Genomic DNA, 19080 nt, shown 5'->3' on the forward strand with positions numbered 1-19080 from the left:
TCCTCGGTCCTCGCGCTTGCACGCACCCGGGGACGGGGCGGCCAGGTCTTCACCCGGGGCACCCCACCGCGAAGGAGGGTTGCCGACCAGCGAGCCGGGGCTTGTCGCTGGTACTCATGACCTGCTCCAACCATACGCGAGGCCTCACGGAGAGGCCGCGCGCCGTTCCACGACATGGACGGACGGCGCCGCCGCCGGAGACGCTCAGGCGCACTCCCGGGGCCGGAGTCCGACGTCGAGGGCGTGTCGCAACAGCCGCCCCAGCCCGTCATCGGGCTCCAGCTCGAGCGCACGGTCGACCGCGACCCCGGCCCGCGCACCGTCGCCGCACCACCACGCCATCGAGGCGAAGAGCGACAGGACGGGAACCGCATGATCCGCCGGCGTCAGTCGGCAGACCTGCTCGAGGCGGGACAGGACGAGTCGTGGCGTCGCAGCCTCGTCCCACTCCTCCCAGCCGCTCGGGTCGTTGCCGTCTCCGAGCCACGACTCGGGAGGCGCGTCGGGCGCTGCGGCGAGGCCGGCCCGAAGGTCGCGCGAGCGCGGTGCGTCCCGGTCAACCGACGCCTCGAGCGCCGCCAGGGTCCCCACGGCGTCCAGCTCGTCCAGCACCCGTCGTGCCTCGAAGACGTCGCGCGGCGGCTCGCCATCGTCCTCGTAGTCGTCCTCGTGGTCGTCCTCGTGGTCGTCTTCGACGTCGGTGTGCTCCTCGTCCGTGTCGTCGTCGTGCCGGTCCGACGACGGCGGCCCCGCAGCCAGCAGCTGCAACAGCGCTCGGAGCGCATCGGAGTCGCCCTCCTCGAGGCGCTCCTGCACGGCCGTCCCCGACCCCTCCGAAGTGTCGGGGTCGCCCGGGTCCGCGCGCGATCCCGGGGAGCGACCGGGCTCGGCGCCGTCGGGTGTCGGGACGGCGGCCGTCTCGTGATCGCCCGCGGCCGGGGCGAGCCGGAGGTCAGGACCGAGCAGCACCCCGAGGAGGGCTGCGAGGTCGTCGGACAGGAAGTCGGCCGAGGCCATCCCGGGGCAGAGCCAGGCCAGCAGGGCGTCATGGAAGCGCGGGTCACGCAGCGGACCGACGAGGGACGGGAGCCAGTGCTCGACGCCGTACCCCTCGATCTCGCCGTGCAGCACCCCTCCCCAGGCCACGAGGGAGTCGTGGACGAGGAACTGGCGGGCCGTCGGGTCGCCGCCGTCGAGGACCCCGAGCGCCGCGCCGGGTCGGCGCCCCCGTCCCGCCGGTCGACGGCGCCGACCCCGGTCGGGCTTCCGGTCCGTCCGGCTCGCCCGGGCCGGCGTCCTGCTGAGGGAGCCACCGGCTGCGACATAGCGGCGCTGCCAGTCGTCGATCGCGGCGGCAGCGAGGTCGTGCCGGGGCTCCGTGGGGGCGAGCGGCTCGACGAGCCTCGCCAGCCCCTCTCGGTCCGCCAGGACGGAGTGCCCGAGCGCCACGTAGCTCGCCACGGCCGGCACGTCCGCCTGCTCCGGGAGGAGCCAGCCCTCCGAGGGGCAGCAGTCGCACCCGACCGAGCGCCAGCGCCCCTCGAGGACCGCGAGTCGCTCCCGGACGACGACCCTGTGGTCCTCGACGCCCGTGGCGAGCGCCTCGAGCAGGGCCAGCGATTCGTCGCGCACCTGCTCGAAACCCACGAGGGCCACCGACGACGGGGAACCCTGGAGCAGGGTCGGCACCGTCTGGGCGGCGGCCTCGGCGGCCAGGGTCTCGTCGACGAGATCGAGCCGCGCGACGAGCCCGAGCCGCTTGCCGTGGAAGCACACCACGACGACGCTGCGCTCCGGCTGGAAGCCCAGGTGGAAGGGGATGATGGTCAGCAGCTCGGCCGGCCCGGACAGTGAGATCTTCGGCATGTCCCGAGCCTCGCGGCACGCACCGTTGACCGGCAGACCCCGATCGGCTCCTGTGGACCGAGGGCCTTTCGTGTCAGGGGGTGTGGATCGCGGACCCAGCGGCAGGGTTCACGTCACGCAGCACGCCGCAGCAGTACGCCGTGTCGCCGAGTGGGCTGGGCTCAGCGCTCGAGGCGCTTGCGCACCGACTCGAGGACGTAGTCGGTCGCGGCCTGGCGTGTCCCTTCCGGAAGTCGCGCCCGGTCGTCCCGACCCCGCCCGGGGTCACCGCTGGCGGACCTGCCCCTGACACGCGTGACGCGGCTGACGATGCGGCGGGGTGCAGCAGCCCCGGTGCTGTCACGGTCGCGGCGCAGTCCGTCCTCGGCACCTCCGGCCCACGCCTCGGTCGCCGGATCGCCCGGCACCGCGATCGGCTCACCCTGCACCGTCGTGCGCGACGCCTCGGTCGCCCGCTCGCCACCCGGCTCCCAGCTCGCAGAGCCACGCCGGGGCCGCTGCCGGTGCAGACCCTGACCGACCTCCCACGCGATGAAGCGCTCGGTCTCCTCGAAGAAGGCCTTGACCGCCCAGGAGATGACGACGGCGTCGTCGGCCGCGCCGATGACCGGTAGGACCGCCTCGGGCAGCAGGTCCACGGGCGAGGCGACGTAGGCGACCGCCCCTGCGACGAGCCCGAGCCGCTTGAGGGTCGTGCCGGCATACGTCCCGTCCACGGTGGCGCGTACGAGGCGCGGCACGGCCTGCAGCCGCTCCGGCAGGCTGGGCGCGCCGGGTCGCGTCGAGGCGCGCACGACCGACGCGACGGTCGCGGCCATCTTGAGCCGGGATGCGGGCTTCATGCCCGGCCCAACGAACGGGTGACGCGTGCGATTCCCCGGCCCGGACGGCGATGCGCAACGGTGATCTGCGTGTCCCTCACGGTGAGGCCTGCCCAGCCGGTCGCTCAGCGACCGAAGGTCTCGACGGGAGGGAACTCCTTGGCCGCCTGCTTGCCGATGCGGCCCAGCATGTAGACGTCGATCGCGGCGCCGATGAGGCCTCCGACGACGGGCACGAGGCGCCCGAGCCGGGCGAAGGTCCCCTGCCCGATGCGCCCGAGCAGGCGGAAACCGACCGCCTTGTTGAGGACCATGAGCGCCGGGGCGGGCAGCCGGTCGAACGCGACGGACGACAGCTTCCCACCGCCGGCCTGCAGACCGGCCTTCTTGAGGAGGTCGTCGCTGTCGGCGCCCGCGAGGGTCAGCAGGATCGCGGAGCGGATCTCGGGCTGGTCGATGTCGTAGCCGCGCACCTTGGCCGTCGCCGCCGTCATGCGGGTGGCCAGCAGGTAGAACTCGAGCACGTTGGCCGGCAGCGAGAGCGGCATCGTGAAGAAGCCGCCCAGACCGGTGGCGAAGCCGCCGATCGCGCCGAGCTGCCGGTGGTCGCGCACGATGATCCGCAGGGCCTGGTCGCGGTCTCCCCGGGCGTGCTTGAGCGCGTTGGCGGCGACCTCGTGGGCCGGGTCGAACGGTCCCTTGCCGTCGATCCCGACGTCGAGGAGACGCTCGACGAGTCGGGTCGCGGCTCCCGAGAGACCTCCCTCGGCCGGCAGGGCAGCCCGCTCCAGCGCGCCGGCGTCCTTCGCCGTGCGCAGCTTCACCGCGGTCGCGTCCGATGCCTCGACGGTCTCGTCCCTGCCGTAACCCAAGATGCCCACCGGCTCCACCCCTTCGTCCGTCGTCCCTGTGTGGCGGCTGTCGATTCGCCGCCGACGCCACCGTATGCCGCCCGGGTCGCTCGTGGCACCCTCGTACCCAGTCGAGCCGACCGGGGACCGCGGGAGACGACGACGCCCCGCTCTCGTAGGGTCGCTCCCATGGGTGAGAGGCACGCAGACGGCGCGACGATCCTCGGCGTCCCGCTGGCCGACCTCCGGCGCGACCGCACGTCGGTCAAGTGGGGACGCTACGGGCCCGACGTCATCCCGATGTGGATCGCCGAGATGGACTGCGCGCCGTGCCCCGCGGTCGTGGACGCCGTGAGCGCCGCCGTGGCCCGGGGCGACACGGGCTACGCCCTGACGCAGGAGTATGCCGCCGAGATCGCCGCGTTCGCCGCCGACGAGTGGGGCTGGGGCTTCGACCACGACAGCACGACACGCGTCGCCGACGTGCTGACCGGCGTGACCCACCTGCTCGGGCTCCTCACCGACCCCGGTGGCCCGGTGGTCGTCAGCCCGCCCGTCTACAACGCCTTCTACGAGGTCATCGAGGCGTGCGGGCGACGGGTCGTCGAGGCCCCGCTCGGTCCGGACCACCGGCTCGACCTCGACCGCCTCGCCGACGTCTTCGCCGAGGTGACCGCTCACGGCGACCGCGCGGCATACCTGCTCTCCAACCCGCACAACCCGACCGGCTCGGTGCACACCCCCGACGAGCTGGCGGCCCTCGCCCGGGTCGCCGACGAGCGCGGCGTCCGGGTCGTCTCCGACGAGATCCACGGTCCGCTCGTGCTGCCGACGAGCACCTTCACGCCCTACCTCGCCGTCGCGGGTGCCGAGCGCGGCATCACCGTGACGTCGGCCTCCAAGGCGTGGAACCTCGCAGGGCTCAAGGCCGCGATCATCGTCCCCGGGGCCGACGCCGCCGACGACGTGCGCCGGCTCCACCCCTGGGTCACGTTCGGCGCGAGCCACCTGGGTGTCATCGCGCAGACCGCTGCCTTCCGCGAGGGGCGCGAGTGGGTGCACCGCCTCGTCCGCGAGCTCGACTCCAACCGGCGGCTGCTCGCCGAGCTCGTCGCAGCGCAGCTGCCCGGCGCCCGTCTCGTCGTGCCGGAGGCGACCTATCTCGCATGGCTCGACCTCTCCGGGCTGGGCCTCGGCGACGACCCGACCGGGGAGGTGCTGCGCCGCGCCCGCGTCGCGCTCTCCCCCGGTCCGATCTTCGGCTCCGGCGGCGCGGGGCACGCGAGGCTCAACTACGCGACCTCCCCCGACATCCTCCGCGAGGCCATCGAGCGGATCGCGGGTTGCCTTGACTGACAAGGCTTCCGGTCCACCGCTCGTCGCGCTCGTGGTCGGCCCCCGAGGGGCGTATGCCGTCGGGCCGGATGTCGACGAGGCGTGGCCGCTCGGCGACGTGGTGCGCCGGTTCGTCGACACGACGACGCGGCTCGGTCCGCGCTGGGTCGTGTGGTCGGCCGCCTCGACCCTGCGGCCCGTCGTCGGCGCCGGTGTCGACGTCTCCCGCACGTGGGACCTCGCCGAGGCCCACCGCATCGTCCACGGCGGCTGGTGGGCGACGCCCGGTCATGTCGTGGCCGGGTGCCGCGGGCTCGACGAGGCCGACGTGCCCGCGCCACGCGCGCCGCGGCTGAGCGGCTTCGACGGCGACCTCTTCGACGTCGCTGCCGGCGAGGACGTGTCCCTGCTGACCGCCGCCGGCCACCTCCGCGCCGATGCTCTGGCGTGGGCGACCGACGACGCCCGCCTGCGCGAGCTGGCCGTCCTGGCGCTCGACTGCTGCACCGCGCAGCGCGAGGCCCTCGCCCGCCTCGGCGGCGACCACGTCGGCCGGCTCGAACGCACCGTGTGGTCCGAGTCCGCCGCGGCCGTGCTCTGCCTCGAGCTCGAGCGCGACGGGCTCCCCGTCGACCGGCCCGCCGCCGAGGACCTCATCGCGGCGTCCGCCGGGGCGCGACCCGACGACGACGCCGACGCGGCACGCATCAGGGCAGAGCGCGACGCGGTCGTGCTCCGTCACGCGCCCGGCCGGGAGCGCACCGACCTGCGCAACCCGGGCCAGGTGCGCGACCTGCTCCTCTCGGTCGGTGTCGACGTGCCCAACACGCGCGCCTGGGTGCTCGAGCCGTACCGGCACACCCATCCCCTCGTCGACGCGCTGCTCCGATGGCGCAAGGACGAGCGGATCGCGACGACCTACGGCTACCGCTGGCTCGACGACCACGTCGGCGCCGACGACCGGCTCCGCGGCGGCTGGACCGCCTGCGACGGGGCGGCCGGGCGCATGACCGCGCAGAATGGTCTGCACAACCTCCCCGCACCCCTGCGTCCAGCGATCTGCGCGGCACCGGGCCACGTCTTCGTCCGCGCCGACCTCGGCCAGATCGAGCCGCGCGTCCTCGCCGTCGTCAGCGCCGACCGGGCGTTCGCCGAGGCCACCCGCGCCGACGACCTCTACGCACCTGTCGCCGCCAAGCTCGGCGCCGACCGGCCCCGGGCCAAGGTGGCCGTGCTCGCAGCGATGTACGGACAGCGCTCGGGTGCGGCGGGCGTGGCCCTCAAGGACCTCGAGCGCGCCTACCCCGTGGCCATGAGCCTGCTCGACCGGGCCTACGCCGACGGGGTCGCCCGCCGTCCGGTGCGCACGTGGGGTGGACGGCTCATCCGCTTCGGCGGGGTGCCGGTGCCCGCGCTCGAGCCGGGCGCGCCCGAGCCGTCCGGCAGCGCCGAGTTCTCGGCGACGGGCGCGGACGGGGCGCGGGGCCGCTACGCGCGCAACGCGATCATCCAGGGCTCGGCGGCCGAGCTCTTCAAGGCGTGGGCGGCGACGGTGCGCCGCGCGGTGCGCCCGCTCGGCGGGCAGATCGTGCTGTGCCTGCACGACGAGCTGCTCGTCCACGTGCCCGAGCAGCACGCCGCGGCCGCGGCGGCCTCCGTCGAAGGCACGCTGACGAGCGCGGCGCGCACGTGGGCCGGCACCGACGAGGTCCGGTTCGTCGCCGACACCTCGATCGTCCGCCGCTGGAGCGAAGCCAAGGCCTGACCCGAGGCAGCCGAGCCGAACACGAGCGAGCGGGGCGCGGGGGGAGCGGCATCGGCGGCGGCCGACGGCATACGGGAGCAGGGGACACGAAGGCGGGTCCGACCAGGTGGTCGGACCCGCCTTTCGTCAGAAGGCCTCAGGTGCGGTCGTCGCCCTGGTCCTCGTCGGTGACGTCCTTGAGGAACGCCTCGAACTCGGCGCCGATCTCGTCGGCCGTCGGGAGGTCCGAGAGGTCGGTGGCTAGCAGGTTGCGCTGCTGGCGACCCTCGAGGAACGTGTCGTACTGCTGCTCGAGCGCGTGCACCACAGCGGAGATCTCGTCGGACTCCTCCATCTGCCGGGTGATCTCGGCCCGGTTGAGCCCGGCGGTCGCGGCGAGCTCGCGCAGGTCGAGGTCGAGCCCCGTCGCAGCGCGCACCCGCTCGAGGCCGAGCACGGCCGCGTCGGCGAACTCGCTCTGACCGAGGTAGTGCGGCACGTGGACGGCGAAACCGATGGCGTCGAGCCCTGCCTCGCCGAGCCGCAGCTCGAGCAGCGACGAGAAGCTCGCCGGCACCTGGACCGTGCCGAACGCCGGGTCGTTGCCGGTCACGAGGCGCGGGTTGGTGCCGTGCGCGGTCACGCCGAGCGGTCGGGTGTGCGGGACGGCCATGGGGATGCCGTGGACGCTCACGGTGAGGTCGACGCCGAACGCCTTGACGAGCATCGTGGTCGCCTCGACCATGCGGTTCCACTGGTAGTCGGGCTCGGGGCCGACGAGGAGCAGGAAGGGCACACCCTCCTTGTCGACGACGCGGTGCAGCAGCAGGCTCGGGTCGTCATAGCTGCTCCAGTGGTCGCGGTCGAAGACCATGACGGGCCGACGGCCGCGGTAGTCCAGCAGCTGGTCGACGTCGAAGGAGGCGATGACGCGCGACTCGTGCGTCTCGAGGATGTGGTCGGCCATGAGTCGCTGGGTGTGGCCGGCGTCGATGAATCCGCCGAGGGCGACCACGAGCACCGACGCCTGCAGCTGCTGGAGCTGGCTCGGTGAGGTGTCGCTCTCGAACTGGAAGAGCTCGGTCGGGTCCTGCACGGGTCTGGCCTTTCGTCGTACGGGGTCTTTCGTGCAACGCTCCCCTGCATCCCATGATTCCCCATGTCCGGGCGCGGCAGCGGTCAGGCGTCCACCTTGGCGATCGCCTTGAGGATGCGCTGCGGCGAGACGCTGTATGCCGTCCCGACCGTCTGCGCGAAGAGCGAGACCCGCAGCTCCTCGATCATCCAGCCGATGTCGACGACGTCGGCGGCGCCGCGCTGGGCGGGCCGCAGGGTGTCGAGCAGGTCGGCGTACCGGCCCTCGACGAGGTCGACCTGCTCGAGCGCCTGGGCGTCGCGGGCCAGGTTGGCCGGCGCCTTGTCGAGGCGGTGCGTGATCCCCCGAAGGTAGCGATCGAGGTCGGGCAGACGGCGCAGCCCGGTGTCGGCGACGAAGCCGGGGCGCACCAGCTCTCCCAGCTGGGCCCGGACGTCGGCGAGCATCGGTCGGATGGCCGGGCTGCTCGACCGGTCGAGCTCGGCGAGCCGGTTCGTCAGGGCGAGGTGCTTGGCGAGGATCGGCTCGACGAGCCCGACGACCTGCACGACCTTGGCGGTCGTGTGGGTGCGCACGGCCGACAGGGCCCATTCGAAGTCCTCGCGGGTGCGCACCGTGTGGTCCGACCTGTCGGTGACGGCGTCGTCGCGGATCGCGTCGATGGCCGCGGCGAGGCAGTCGTCGAGCAGGGCCGGGACACTGCCGTGCGGGTTGTGGCCGAGCGCGAGCTTCTGGGTGTTCGTCAGGCGGGCGAGGATCTGCTTCCACGGCGGCGAGATGCCGAGCAGGAGGAGTCGCCGGACCCCGAGGCGGTGCTCGGCGTCGGCCTCAGCACGCGTCGGGAGCACCCGGAGGTCGACGGCCGAGCCGGTGTCGACGAGGGCCGGGTAGCCGTGGACGCCCTGCGCGCTCTCGAACGACTCGGCCACGCCTGCGTCGGGGAACGACGTGAGGTCCGCGCGCTCGAGTCCGGAGCCGGCGCGGCTGACCTGCCGGCGCAGCTGCGGCGCAGCGATGTCACGGACCGCCTCGAGGTCCTTGCCGGTGGCGACGGGTCGGCCGTCGGCGCCGTCGACGCTGAAGGTGACCTGCAGATGCGGCGGGATGCGCTCGACGTCGAAGTCCGCGGGGGTGACGGCGACGCCCGCCCGGCGCCGAAGCACGGTCGCGAGCGTGACGAGGAGCGGTCCCGACATCGGGTCGAGCTCGGGCAGGACGGCGCGGGCGTGGTCGGGCGCCGGAACGAGGTTGCGGCGGATCCCCTTGGGAAGGCTGCGGATCAGCGCGGTGACGAGCTCCTCGCGGAAGCCCGGGACCTGCCAGTCGAAGCCGTCGGGTGTCACCTGGTTGAGGCGCTCGACCGGGATGTGCACGGTCACGCCGTCCTGTGCCGATCCCGGCTCGAACTGGTAGGTCACCGACAGGACGTTCTCGCCCTGGGTCCAGGTCGTCGGGTGGTCCTCGTCGGCGATGCTGCCCGCACTCTCGCGCAGGAGCAGCTCCTCGGTGAAGGTCAGCAGGTCCGGCGTCTGACGCCGTGCCTTCTTCCACCACGTGTCGAAGTGACGTCCCGAGACGACGTCGGCGGGAATCCGCTTGTCGTAGAACGCGATCAACGTGCTGTCGTCGACGACGATGTCGCGGCGCCGGGTGCGGGCCTCGAGCTCGCCGAGGCGTTCGACGAGGGCGGCGTTCTCGCGCAGGAAGGCGTGCTCGGTGTGCCAGTCGCCCTCGACGAGGGCGTGCCGGATGAAGAGGTCGCGCGCGAGCTCGGGGTCGATGCGGCCGAGGCCGGCGACGCGGCCGACGACGAGCGGCACGCCGTAGAGCGTGACGCGCTCGGTCGCGACGGCGGAGCCACGCTTGCCCGACCACCGTGGCTCGGAGTACTGCCGCTTCACGAGGTGCTCGCCGAGCTGCTCGGCCCACACGGGGTCGATGCGGGCATTGACGCGCGCCCACAGGCGGCTCGTCTCGACGAGCTCCTCGGCCATGACGAACTGGGGTTGCTTGCGGAAGAGCGCCGAACCGGGACTGATGCCGAAGCGCGTGCCGCGCGCCCCGGCATACTCCCGCTTCTGCTCGTCCCGGACACCGACGTGCGAGAGGAGTCCGGCGAGCAGCGACTGGTGGATCGCGTCGACGTCGAGCTCGCCCTGGGCCACGTGGGTGCTCCCGCGGCCCAGGTCGAGACCGGCCTGCTTGGCGGCCTGCTTGACCTGGCTGTGGAGGTCCTGCCACTCGCGGATGCGCAGGTAGTGGAGGAACTCTGCCTTGCACATCCGCCGGAAGGCGCTGCTGCTCAGCTCGTGCTGCTGCTCCTTGAGGTAGGCCCAGAGGTTGAGCCACGTGACGAAGTCGCTCGTCTCGTCGGCGAAGCGCTTGTGCGACGCGTTGGCGAGCTCCTGCTTGTCCTGCGGTCGCTCGCGCGGGTCCTGGATCGACAGGGCCGCGACGATGACGAGCACCTCGCGCAGGACACCGCGCTTGTCGGCCTCGATGACCATGCGCGCGTGACGCGGGTCGATCGGCAGCGTGGCGATGGTGCGGCCGTATGCCGTCAGGCGTCGTCCCGGACGTCGCCTCCCCCGCGCCGGGGCGGGCTCGTCGTCCTCGGGGGCGAAGGCCTGGAGCTCCTCGAGGAGCCGGACGCCGTCGGTGATCTGGCGGCTGTCCGGCGGGTCGACGAAGGGGAAGCGTGCGATGTCGCCGAGCCCGAGGCTCGTCATCTGGAGGATGACCGAGGCGAGGTTGGTGCGCAGGATCTCGGGGTCGGTGAACTCGGGGCGGCTGTCGTAGTCGTCCTCGGAGTAGAGGCGGATCGCGATGCCGTCGGAGACGCGTCCGCAGCGACCCGACCGCTGGTTGGCCGACGCCTGGCTGACCGGTTCGATGGGCAGGCGCTGGACCTTGGTGCGCTGGCTGTAGCGGCTGATGCGCGCCGTGCCGGTGTCGATGACGTAGCGGATGCCCGGGACGGTGAGCGAGGTCTCGGCGACGTTGGTGGCCAGCACGATCCGGCGGCCGGTGTGCGGCGCGAAGACGCGGTGCTGCTCGGCGGCCGAGAGCCGTCCGTAGAGCGGGACGATCTCGGTGACGGGCAGCTTCATGCCGTTGAGCGCGTCGGCGGCGTCGCGGATCTCTCGCTCGCCGGAGAAGAAGACGAGGATGTCGCTGCTCGTGCCTGCGTGCCGCTCGGTCCACAGCTCCTCGACCGCCTCGCAGACGCCGGTCACCATGTCGCGCTCCTCCGCCTCGGGGCGGTCGGGGTCGACGAGCGGGCGGTAGCGGATCTCGACGGGGAAGGTGCGGCCCGAGACCTCGATGATCGGGGCAGGCTCGCCCGTGGCCGGATCGGCGAAGTGCTCGGCGAAGCGCTGGGGGTCGATGGTCGCCGAGGTGATGATCACCTTGAGGTCGGGGCGCCGGGGCAGCAGCTGCCGGAGGTAGCCGAGGATGAAGTCGATGTTGAGGCTGCGCTCGTGGGCCTCGTCGATGATGATCGTGTCGTAGCGGCGCAGCTCGCGGTCCCGCTGCATCTCGGCGAGCAGGATGCCGTCGGTCATGACCTTGACGAGGGTGTCTCGGCTGCTCTGGTCGGTGAAGCGCACCTGGTAGCCGATGGCGGTGCCGAGGTCGACGGCGAGCTCCTCGGAGAGCCGCTCGGCGACGGCGCGCGCCGCGATACGACGCGGTTGGGTGTGCCCGATGACGCCGTCGAGGCCGCGACCGAGCTCGAGGCAGATCTTCGGGATCTGGGTCGTCTTGCCCGACCCCGTCTCACCGGCGATGACGACGACCTGGTGGTCCCGGATCGCCGCCGCGATGTCGTCGCGACGCTCGACGACGGGCAGGTGCTCGGGATAGGTGATGGGCGGAACCGTCGCCGCCCGGGCGGCGCGGCGGGCCTCCCGCTGCTCGGGCGTCAGGGTGCGACCGCCCTGACGTCGCGCAGTCGCGGTGCGGCCGTGGTCGCGCCGGTCACGCTCCGTGGCCCCGGCGCGCTGGGCCGGCCGGTCCGAGCGGCCCCGGGCGGCCGCGGGCGTCGAGGGAGCCGAGGAGGCCGGTGGCTCGGTGGAGGCCGGGGAGGCCGAGGAAGCCGAGGAGGCGGGGGCCGAGGGTGTCTGGGCCGGAGGCTGCTGGGCGCCCGCCGGACGTCGACGCCCGCGTCGACGGGGTGGCCGCGAGCGCGCGGGTGCGTTCGCAGGCTCGTCGGACATGCTCGACAGGATAGGCGGGCGGCGGCGGTGGCTCCGAACGGATATCGCTCCCGCGCTGTGTGCTGGGGGTGAAGACCTCGTCGAGGACTCGTCGGGCTCCGGTCGACGGCGCCGTGAACTCGCCTAGCGTGGAGCCATGAGGGTGACGGGCGTGCACGGGGAGGCAGGCAGGACGTCGGCCGGATCCGTCGTGTCCGCCGCAGCGCTCGCCTTGACCTCCCTTCTCGTCGCCGCTTGCGCCAGCCCGCCACCCGACACCTCCCTCGACGCGTCCAGCCCGCCGGCCACCACGGCCCAGACCGAGCAGACGCCGACGGCCCTGCCCACCGAGCCTCCGCTCGTGCTGCCGCCCAGCCGGAGCGCCGGTGCGTCGACGGGTCCGGTCGACCCGGCGGCGCCGCTCTTCCCTGACGGACCGTGCCAGCCGAGCCAGCTCGACGTCTCGGCGAGCCCGGTCGACCCCGCACTGGGCTATCGGCAGATGCGCGTGCGGGTCACCAACTCCAGCCGGGTGCCGTGCGTGCTCACCGGGTATGCCGTGGTGTCCGCTCGAGGCCCCTCCGGGACCGTGTTCGCCAACCCTCGCGGTCGCCTTCACGACGCGGAGACCTCGAGTGCACAGACGGTGCCCCTCGACCCCGGTGACGTCGCCCACCTCGACCTCGGATGGCGGGGCGACCTCGCCGCCGCCGGCGTCGAGCAGACCGCGTCGATGACGATCGTCGTGAGCGACGGGTCGTCACCGGTGGCCGTGCCGCTGGACCCCAGCTCACCCGTCGACATCGTCGACGGCACCGAGATCCGGGTCGGTGGCTGGAGGCCCGGCGCCGACTGACCGCCACCGAGCTGGGGTGACCCCGTCCGTCGACTGCGCGGTGACCGACCGGACGCGGAGCCGCGTCCGCTGAGCCCTCGCCGGCAGCCTCCCGGCTCGGGACCCGACAGCCGCACGGAACGCGCCGAGGCCGGGGACGGTCAGAGGTGCGACGACTGCGGCACCCGAGGACCTACCGTGGTCCCACCCGTCTGAAGCGAGGCATCGTTGTCCGACCCCGAGCCCGACCACCCCCGCCCGGCCCTCCCGGACCCCCAGCGGGACCGGCACGTCTCCTTCCCGGACGACGTGTCGAGCGCCGACCCCGCCACGTCGGGCCAGTCCCTTCCCCCGGAGGCGTGGGCGCCTCGGTCGTCCGCCCCCGCTCCGGGGTCAGCGACCCCGTCCTCGTGGCAGGCCCCGGTGCCGCCGGTACTCACCACCCCGCCGGTCCGGCAACCGCCCCGGCGACGCCTGCCGGGATGGGCCGCCTTCCTCCTCATCCCGCTCCTGCTCCTCGGTCTCTCGAACCACGACGACGCGACCGAGAGCTACGAGTGCTGGACCTCCGACATCGGAGCGGAACCCGGCATCCCCGACTGCGACAGCACGATGGACGGGACGCTCGACGGCACGACCGACGGGAGCCGTGACGCCCCGGGATCCGTGATCGGCGTCCGTGCCCGTGACGTCACGGCCTCGACGGCCTTTGCGCCGTTGCTCGGCGGGACCCCGGACGTGTCCCCGGTGCCGGCGGACGCCACCTCGCTGACCGTCGAGGTGGTGTCGACGCCGAGCTCGCCCAGCGCGGGGCTCGTCGCCGGCGTCGACATCACCTCGGGCGGCGTCGTCCTGGACGGGCACCAGGGGCTCGGCCCGTACGCCGCCAAGATCACGCTCGACAGCCGGCCGTCCGAGCTGCAGGTCACGGCGACGGTCCTGACCGGGCCGGGCACGATCCAGTGCCGTGTCTACGCCGGCCGACAACTCGTGGCCGTCGACACGTCGGACCACCAAGTCGTCTGCAGCCCCTCCCTGTGACCGAGGTCAGGGATGGTCGGCCGCACTAGATTGGGCAGCCGCACGCACGAGACGAGGGGACCCCGTGTCTGAGAATTCGCCGTTCGAGCCCGACCCGACCCGCGACACGACGGGAGATGTCGGCCCCGACCCGACCGACCCGCGTGACGGGTCGACGAGTGCCCGCGGTCTCGACCCGGCCGGTTCGGCTGACCCGGCCGATCTGCCCACGGCGACCGGGACGCCTGAGGACGTGACGGCATACGACACGACCTTCGGCCTCGAGCGGCCGCCGGCGACGGGCTGGGTGCCGCAGAAGTTCGGGGCGGACCCCGCACCGATGCCACCGCCTCCTCCCGCACCCGCCTCCCCGCCGATGACCGAGCGGCTGCGCACCGTCACCCTTCCCGGCGCCGCGGGACGCTCGCTCGGCGGGCGTCTCCAGGCCTGGCACGTCGTGGCGATCCTCGTCGGGCTGCTCGTCCCGCTCGGCTTCTGGGCGGCCATGAGCTCCGTCGACGATTTCGACCCGGTCGCCCGACCCGCCGTCAGCGTCACCCGCAACCGTCCCGTCGTGACCCGGACGTTCCCGGTTCCGACGATCACGCCCCTGGTTCCCGGCGCCAGCCCGAGCCGGTCGGCCCCCGGCGCGACCGCGAAGGCGACCACCCCGACCCGAGGCGTCATGACCTCTCCCCCCACCCTCATCCCCGTGCCGGCCGTTCCCGTGACGCCCGTTCCCGCGGACGCGAGGACGATCCGCTTCGAGGCGTATGCCGAGACGGGCGCCCGCATCGAGGTGTCCCTCTCGGACGCGACGCACCAGCGCTACGACTACCCCGCGCAGACCGCGCCCCTCGCCCTCGAGGTGCCGGTCAGACCGGGCGCGACGAGCAACGACTACTTCAGCCTCCGGGTGCGCACGAGCGACCCGACGGGGTCAGGCGTCCGCGGCGCCGTGTCGTGCCGGGCGCTCGTGGACGGGATCGTCGTCACGGCGCAGCAGGGGCAGGGCTATGCCACCTGCTACATCAGCCCGTACTTCGACATCCAGCGACGCTGACCCGAGGTGGGCGCGCCACCCACCGCGTCGATCGGTCAGATGTCGGCGGCGTCGGCCGAGGCGCGGGCCGCCTTGCGGCGCTTGTTGATCGCGATCCGGGCAGCCATGGCCTTCTCGAAGGCGAGGTGCCAGAACCTGCTGATGACGAGCTCGCGCTCTCCCACCATCTCGACGACGTCGGCGCCGGCGCCGAGCTTGAAGAGGAGCAGGCCGGTGAGGGGGCTCGTGGCACCGAGGGAGGTGTTGAACCCCCTGAAGTCGTAGGACTCGCACCCGGCCGCGGCGGCGTCACGCATCGCCTGCCACTGCAGGGCGTTGGAGGCTCGTGCGTCGCGGTTGCGCTCGGTCGACCCGCCGTAGAGGTAGGAGAACGTGCGACCGAAGCGGATCATCAATGCCGAGGCGAGCACGTCGCCGTCGACGTGGGCCTCGTAGAAGCGCGCCGACACGGGACCGTCACCGTCCGTGCCGTCCGACGCGAACGAGCGCGCCATGACGTCGAAGTACGCCTTGGGCCGGGGCAGGAAGTTGTCCCGGTCGGCCGACTCGACGTAGAGGGCGTGGAAGGTGTCGAGCCCCTCGGGCCCGACCGCGCGCACCTGGACGCCGGCCTTCTCGGCCTTCTTGACGTTGCGGCGCCACTGCTGGTTCATGCCCTTGAGCAGCTCGGCGTCGGGGCGGCCACGCAGGTCGACGATGCAGAGCAGGCGGGGCTGACCCACCGCGACACCGTCGGCGCCGAGCGGGAGCCAGTGGTTGCGGTCGAGCCAGGCCTCGAGGGTGCGGGCCGTCGGGTTGTCGACCGCCGCGGGCAGGCTGGTGAAGCTGAGCAGGCCGTTGTCGACGACCTGCTTCTTGACCGGCTCGCGGTCCCAGACGCGGGAGACGACGGGGTAGCCGAGCCGGAGTGCGAACGCCTTGTTGGCCTTGGCCCAGGCGACGAGCGGGTCGAGCCACGCCGCCGGGTCGGTCGCCACGACGTCCCACGGCAACCCCGGACCCTCGGGCAGGTAGGCGTAGGACCGGGAGAGGCGCGGGATGGTGCGCGAGAGGACGAGGCCAGCCCCGACGCGGGCCCCCGAGGCGTCGAACCAGCCCAGGTGCGTGCGCCGCCAGCCTGCCTTCGCCCGTCCCCAGGCAGGCGTCTGGAGGAAGCTGCCCCCGACCTCGAGGAGCGTCTCGACGGCCTCGTCGGCGCTGATCTCGCGCACCGTCAGCGGGCCGGCGACAAGGGTCGCCTGCGTCGTCGGCGCAGGGGCAGGGGTCTGCTCGGTCATGGCCGCAACCCTATCGGCGGCGCGTCAGTCCGCCGACCGCGCCACCTCGGCATCGGAGGCGGCGGTCGCCCGGGCCGTGCGACGGATCCACCAGAGGCCGACGAGCGGCAGCACGAGAGGGACGTAGCCGTAGCCTGCGCCGAAGTGTGACCAGACGGTCTTCTCGGGGAAGGCCTCGGGCCGCGCGACGCTCCAGGTCCCGACCACGAGCACGCCCACGAGCTCGACCGTGAGGGCGATGGTCGCGAGGCGCACTGACGCACGGTCGCCGCGGGCCAGACCGATGGTCGCGACGAGGTAGATGAGCGCCGCGAGCGCCGACAGCAGGAACGGGACGGGTGCCCGGTCGAAGTACTCGGTGATCTGCAGGATCGAGCGCCCGGTCGCTGCGAGAGCGAGCAGGCCGTAGACGGCGACGAGCACGCGGCCGAAGCCGTGCCCGGTGTGCGGCCGCTCCGTGACCGGCTGCTCCGACGAGGCCTCGGGGGTGGGCGCCGGCTCAGACATTGAGGCTCCAGACCTGTTGCAGGCGGGCGACGAGGATCGCCACGACGAGAGCGCCACCGAGGACGACGGCCATGGCCCACTGCGTCTTCTCCTTGACGGCGATGACGATCGTGGCCGGGATGACGAGCAGGACGGTGAAGAGGTAGGCGATGAAGGTGGCCCGCTCGGCGCCGTCGCCGATCGCGGACGCCTTCGTGAGCCCCACGACGAGCTGCACGACGAGCGCGAGCTCGATGGCGGCGCCGACGATGATGAGCGGGTCGTCGACGAGACGGCCCCGGAGCAGGTGGTGGGCGGCCAGCAGGCCGAGCAGGCCGCTCGCGACGAGCAGCACGACGGTCAGGGGTTGGAGCACGCGAGAAGCCTACGGCGTCGGTCCGTGCTCCCCGACGCGGCATCGACGGTTGGACCGGACCGTCGGCCGGGCCGGCGCGGACGGTAGTTTCGTCCCGAAGCACCACCCACGTCCCCGGGCGCCCGAGCGTCCACACCGTCCAGGAGGAGCCGTCGTGTCGATCCGCCCCATCGCCGTCGACCGCGCGGCGGGGGTGCTGCTCGGCGAGGCCTGCGGCGACGCCCTCGGCGTGCCGTACGAGATGGCGGCCCCCCCGGTCGGCGAGGCGGTCATGAAGGGTGGTGGCCTCGGGCCGTACGAGCCCGGCGAATGGAGCGATGACACCCAGATGACGCTCTGCGTGGCGCGCATCGCCGCGCAGGGCATCGAGCTCACCTCGCCCGAGGGCCTCGACGGCGTGGCCGATGCGTTCACGGCCTGGCTCGACGGCGGCGGGACGGACGTCGGCATCCAGACGCGCTCGGTGCTGACCGAGGCGAAGGAGCTGACCGGACGCTCGCACGAACGCCTGACCCGGGCGAGCGAGGCGCTGCACGCCCGCACCGGGCTGACCGCCGGCAACGGCGCGCTGATGCGGACCCCCATCGTCGGCCTGTCGGCCCTCGACGACCGCGACGCGACGGCCCGCGCCGCCCGCGCCATCGCCCTGCTCACCCACGCCGACCCGCTCGCCGGTGACTCGGCGGTGCTGTGGTCGGAGGCGATCCGGGTCGCCGTCACCGAGGGGCGACTCGACCTCGCGGCCGGTCTCGACCTCGTGAGCGCGGCGCACGTCGGGCGCTGGGGCGACTGGATCGAGGCGGCGACCGGCGCGGAGCCGGGGCAGTTCGGCAACAACGGCTTCACGGTGACGGCGCTGCAGGACGCCTGGGCCGCGATCACGACGACCGACCGCGGCGACGGCTCGGCGATGCACCTCCAGCGGGGGCTGCAGGCCGCCGTCCGGGCCGGCCACGACACCGACACCGTCGCCGCCATCGCGGGCTCGCTGCTCGGCGCCCGCTACGGCGCGTCGGCGGTGCCGACCCAGTGGCGGCGCATGGTGCACGGGTGGCCGGGGCTGCGCGCCCACGACCTCGTCGAGCTCGCCGTGTCGACCTCGGAAGGCGGACGTCGTGTCGGCGAGTGGCCGTCGGTCGCCTCGATGGGCGATGCGCGGATCCCGACGCTGGGCATCCCGCACCCCATCGACCCCGACATCGTGCTGGGCACCATCACTGACCTCGGACGCGTGCCCGAGCTCGACGTGCAGGCGATCGTCTCCCTCTGCGCGCTCGGCCTGGACGACATCCCCGCCGCCGGCATGACGGCCCGCGACCACATCGAGTTCTGGATCAACGACGAGGAGCAGGAGGAGAGCAACCCCCACCTCGACTTCGTCCTCGACGACGCCTCGTCGGCACTGCGACAGTTCCGCGCCGAGGGCAAGCGGGTGCTCGTGCACTGCCGTCAGGGCGTCCAGCGCACCCCGGCGGTAGCGCTGCGGTATGCCGTCGACCTCGGTGTCGCTCCCGAGCTCGCCGAGCGGTCGATCCGGGAGGCCCTGCCGGGCATCCGCGGGGAGGGACGGCTCTGGGACGTCGCCGCCCACGGCGCCTGAGCCCGAACCGGGCTGCGGTCTACAGTGCCGCCATGAGCGAGATCGACCACCGCCGCCTCGCGGTGGACCTCTACAACGCGACGTGGGAGCTGCTCGAGCAGACGGACCGGTCGCCGGAGGACGACGACGAGATGCTGGCCCGCGCCAATGCCTCGATGTACCACTGGGGCAGGTTCGAGGGGGTGCGGCCGGAGAACAGAGGTCGGGGTCACTGGCTCGTCTCCCGCGTGCATGCCGTGCTCGGGCAGCCTGATGCCGCTGCGTACCACGCGGGCCGGTACGTCACCATCGCGCGCCGTGGGGCCGGCGAGCGTTGGGACCTCGCGGCCGCCCTCGAGGCGTCCGCGAGGGCGGCGGCGGTCGGCGGGGACTTCGATGCCGCCGAGCGCTTCGAGGCCGAGGCCCGCGAGGTGCTCGCCACGATGGACGACCGGGAGGACCGCGAGGTCGTCGAGAAGGACCTCGCCTCGCTCCCCCGCCGCGCCTGACGCGCCGACCGACGCGGGCCGCT

The 19080-nt window shown here is 73.3% G+C and carries 15 protein-coding genes and 1 riboswitch; of the genes, 7 read left to right on the top strand and 8 right to left on the bottom strand.

Annotation, left to right across the window (positions count from 1 at the left end):
- Positions 1-7: 7 nt before the first annotated feature.
- Positions 8-122: riboswitch (SAM riboswitch) on the bottom strand.
- Positions 123-204: 82 nt separating this feature from the next.
- The 3 genes from AB4Z14_RS12415 to AB4Z14_RS12425 all read right to left on the bottom strand — a co-directional run bounded on the left by AB4Z14_RS12415 (position 205) and on the right by AB4Z14_RS12425 (position 3568).
- Positions 205-1866, bottom strand: coding sequence for a DUF4192 family protein (locus AB4Z14_RS12415; protein WP_442275448.1), 1662 nt, complete (start codon positions 1864-1866; stop codon positions 205-207).
- Positions 1867-2027: 161 nt separating this feature from the next.
- On the bottom strand, positions 2028-2708 hold the full coding sequence (locus tag AB4Z14_RS12420; protein WP_442275449.1) for a YkvA family protein: 681 nt from the start codon (positions 2706-2708) through the stop codon (positions 2028-2030).
- Positions 2709-2812: 104 nt separating this feature from the next.
- Entirely contained in the window at positions 2813-3568 is a 756-nt protein-coding gene (locus AB4Z14_RS12425; protein WP_442275450.1) for an EcsC family protein, read from the bottom strand.
- Between the two features lie 159 nt (positions 3569-3727).
- On the opposite strand from AB4Z14_RS12425, the gene AB4Z14_RS12430 reads away from it, so the two are divergent.
- Both AB4Z14_RS12430 and AB4Z14_RS12435 read left to right on the top strand, forming a co-directional pair.
- Complete coding sequence (locus tag AB4Z14_RS12430) at positions 3728-4894, top strand: MalY/PatB family protein (protein ID WP_442275451.1); 1167 nt, start codon at positions 3728-3730, stop codon at positions 4892-4894.
- Complete coding sequence (locus AB4Z14_RS12435; protein WP_442275452.1) at positions 4887-6638, top strand: DNA polymerase; 1752 nt, start codon at positions 4887-4889, stop codon at positions 6636-6638. The genes AB4Z14_RS12430 and AB4Z14_RS12435 overlap by 8 nt, the downstream gene beginning before the upstream one ends.
- 136 nt (positions 6639-6774) lie before the next feature.
- On the opposite strand, the gene AB4Z14_RS12440 is transcribed toward AB4Z14_RS12435, so the two are convergent.
- Entirely contained in the window at positions 6775-7713 is a 939-nt protein-coding gene (locus AB4Z14_RS12440) for a proteasome assembly chaperone family protein (protein WP_056776172.1), read from the bottom strand.
- A gap of 83 nt (positions 7714-7796) precedes the next feature.
- On the bottom strand, positions 7797-11933 hold the full coding sequence (gene hrpA, locus AB4Z14_RS12445; RefSeq protein WP_442275453.1) for an ATP-dependent RNA helicase HrpA: 4137 nt from the start codon (positions 11931-11933) through the stop codon (positions 7797-7799).
- A gap of 136 nt (positions 11934-12069) precedes the next feature.
- On the opposite strand from hrpA, the gene AB4Z14_RS12450 reads away from it, so the two are divergent.
- From AB4Z14_RS12450 to AB4Z14_RS12460, 3 genes are all read left to right on the top strand, one after another.
- Positions 12070-12768, top strand: a complete 699-nt coding sequence (locus tag AB4Z14_RS12450) for a DUF4232 domain-containing protein (RefSeq protein ID WP_442275454.1) — start codon at positions 12070-12072, stop codon at positions 12766-12768.
- 207 nt (positions 12769-12975) lie between these two features.
- The gene (locus AB4Z14_RS12455) at positions 12976-13788 is read left to right on the top strand and encodes a hypothetical protein (RefSeq protein ID WP_442275455.1); all 813 of its coding nucleotides are present in this window, start codon (positions 12976-12978) and stop codon (positions 13786-13788) included.
- Positions 13789-13852: 64 nt separating this feature from the next.
- A complete protein-coding gene (locus tag AB4Z14_RS12460) occupies positions 13853-14830 on the top strand; it encodes a hypothetical protein (RefSeq protein ID WP_442275456.1) in 978 nt (325 codons plus the stop codon).
- Positions 14831-14865: 35 nt separating this feature from the next.
- Here the strand turns inward: AB4Z14_RS12460 and AB4Z14_RS12465 are convergent, their stop codons facing one another.
- From AB4Z14_RS12465 to AB4Z14_RS12475, 3 genes are read right to left on the bottom strand one after another with little or no spacing between them, the layout of a single operon-like run.
- Positions 14866-16107, bottom strand: a complete 1242-nt coding sequence (locus tag AB4Z14_RS12465; protein ID WP_442275457.1) for a lipid II:glycine glycyltransferase FemX — start codon at positions 16105-16107, stop codon at positions 14866-14868.
- 24 nt (positions 16108-16131) lie between these two features.
- Positions 16132-16614: a hypothetical protein gene (locus AB4Z14_RS12470; RefSeq protein ID WP_442275458.1), complete on the bottom strand. Its 483-nt coding sequence runs from the start codon at positions 16612-16614 to the stop codon at positions 16132-16134.
- Complete coding sequence (locus tag AB4Z14_RS12475) at positions 16607-16969, bottom strand: hypothetical protein (RefSeq protein ID WP_020144632.1); 363 nt, start codon at positions 16967-16969, stop codon at positions 16607-16609. Before AB4Z14_RS12475 ends, AB4Z14_RS12470 begins: the two co-directional genes overlap by 8 nt.
- A gap of 154 nt (positions 16970-17123) precedes the next feature.
- Between AB4Z14_RS12475 and AB4Z14_RS12480 the strand changes: the two genes are divergently transcribed.
- Entirely contained in the window at positions 17124-18569 is a 1446-nt protein-coding gene (locus AB4Z14_RS12480) for an ADP-ribosylglycohydrolase family protein (RefSeq protein ID WP_442275459.1), read from the top strand.
- Between the two features lie 32 nt (positions 18570-18601).
- Positions 18602-19057 (top strand): hypothetical protein, encoded by a 456-nt coding sequence (locus AB4Z14_RS12485; protein ID WP_442275460.1) that lies wholly within the window; start codon positions 18602-18604, stop codon positions 19055-19057.
- Positions 19058-19080 lie beyond the last annotated feature (23 nt).

This window comes from Terrabacter sp. 2TAF16, from assembly GCF_052115065.1.
In the GTDB taxonomy this organism is placed as follows: domain Bacteria; phylum Actinomycetota; class Actinomycetes; order Actinomycetales; family Dermatophilaceae; genus Terrabacter.

Coding starts and splice junctions, on each gene's coding strand:
- AB4Z14_RS12450 (WP_442275454.1), top strand. CDS start 12,070: ATGAGGGTGACGGGCGTGCACGGGGAGGCAGGCAGGACGTCGGCCGGA.
- AB4Z14_RS12420 (WP_442275449.1), bottom strand. CDS start 2,708: ATGAAGCCCGCATCCCGGCTCAAGATGGCCGCGACCGTCGCGTCGGTC.
- AB4Z14_RS12485 (WP_442275460.1), top strand. CDS start 18,602: ATGAGCGAGATCGACCACCGCCGCCTCGCGGTGGACCTCTACAACGCG.
- AB4Z14_RS12465 (WP_442275457.1), bottom strand. CDS start 16,107: ATGACCGAGCAGACCCCTGCCCCTGCGCCGACGACGCAGGCGACCCTT.
- AB4Z14_RS12415 (WP_442275448.1), bottom strand. CDS start 1,866: ATGCCGAAGATCTCACTGTCCGGGCCGGCCGAGCTGCTGACCATCATC.
- AB4Z14_RS12470 (WP_442275458.1), bottom strand. CDS start 16,614: ATGTCTGAGCCGGCGCCCACCCCCGAGGCCTCGTCGGAGCAGCCGGTC.
- hrpA (WP_442275453.1), bottom strand. CDS start 11,933: ATGTCCGACGAGCCTGCGAACGCACCCGCGCGCTCGCGGCCACCCCGT.
- AB4Z14_RS12430 (WP_442275451.1), top strand. CDS start 3,728: ATGGGTGAGAGGCACGCAGACGGCGCGACGATCCTCGGCGTCCCGCTG.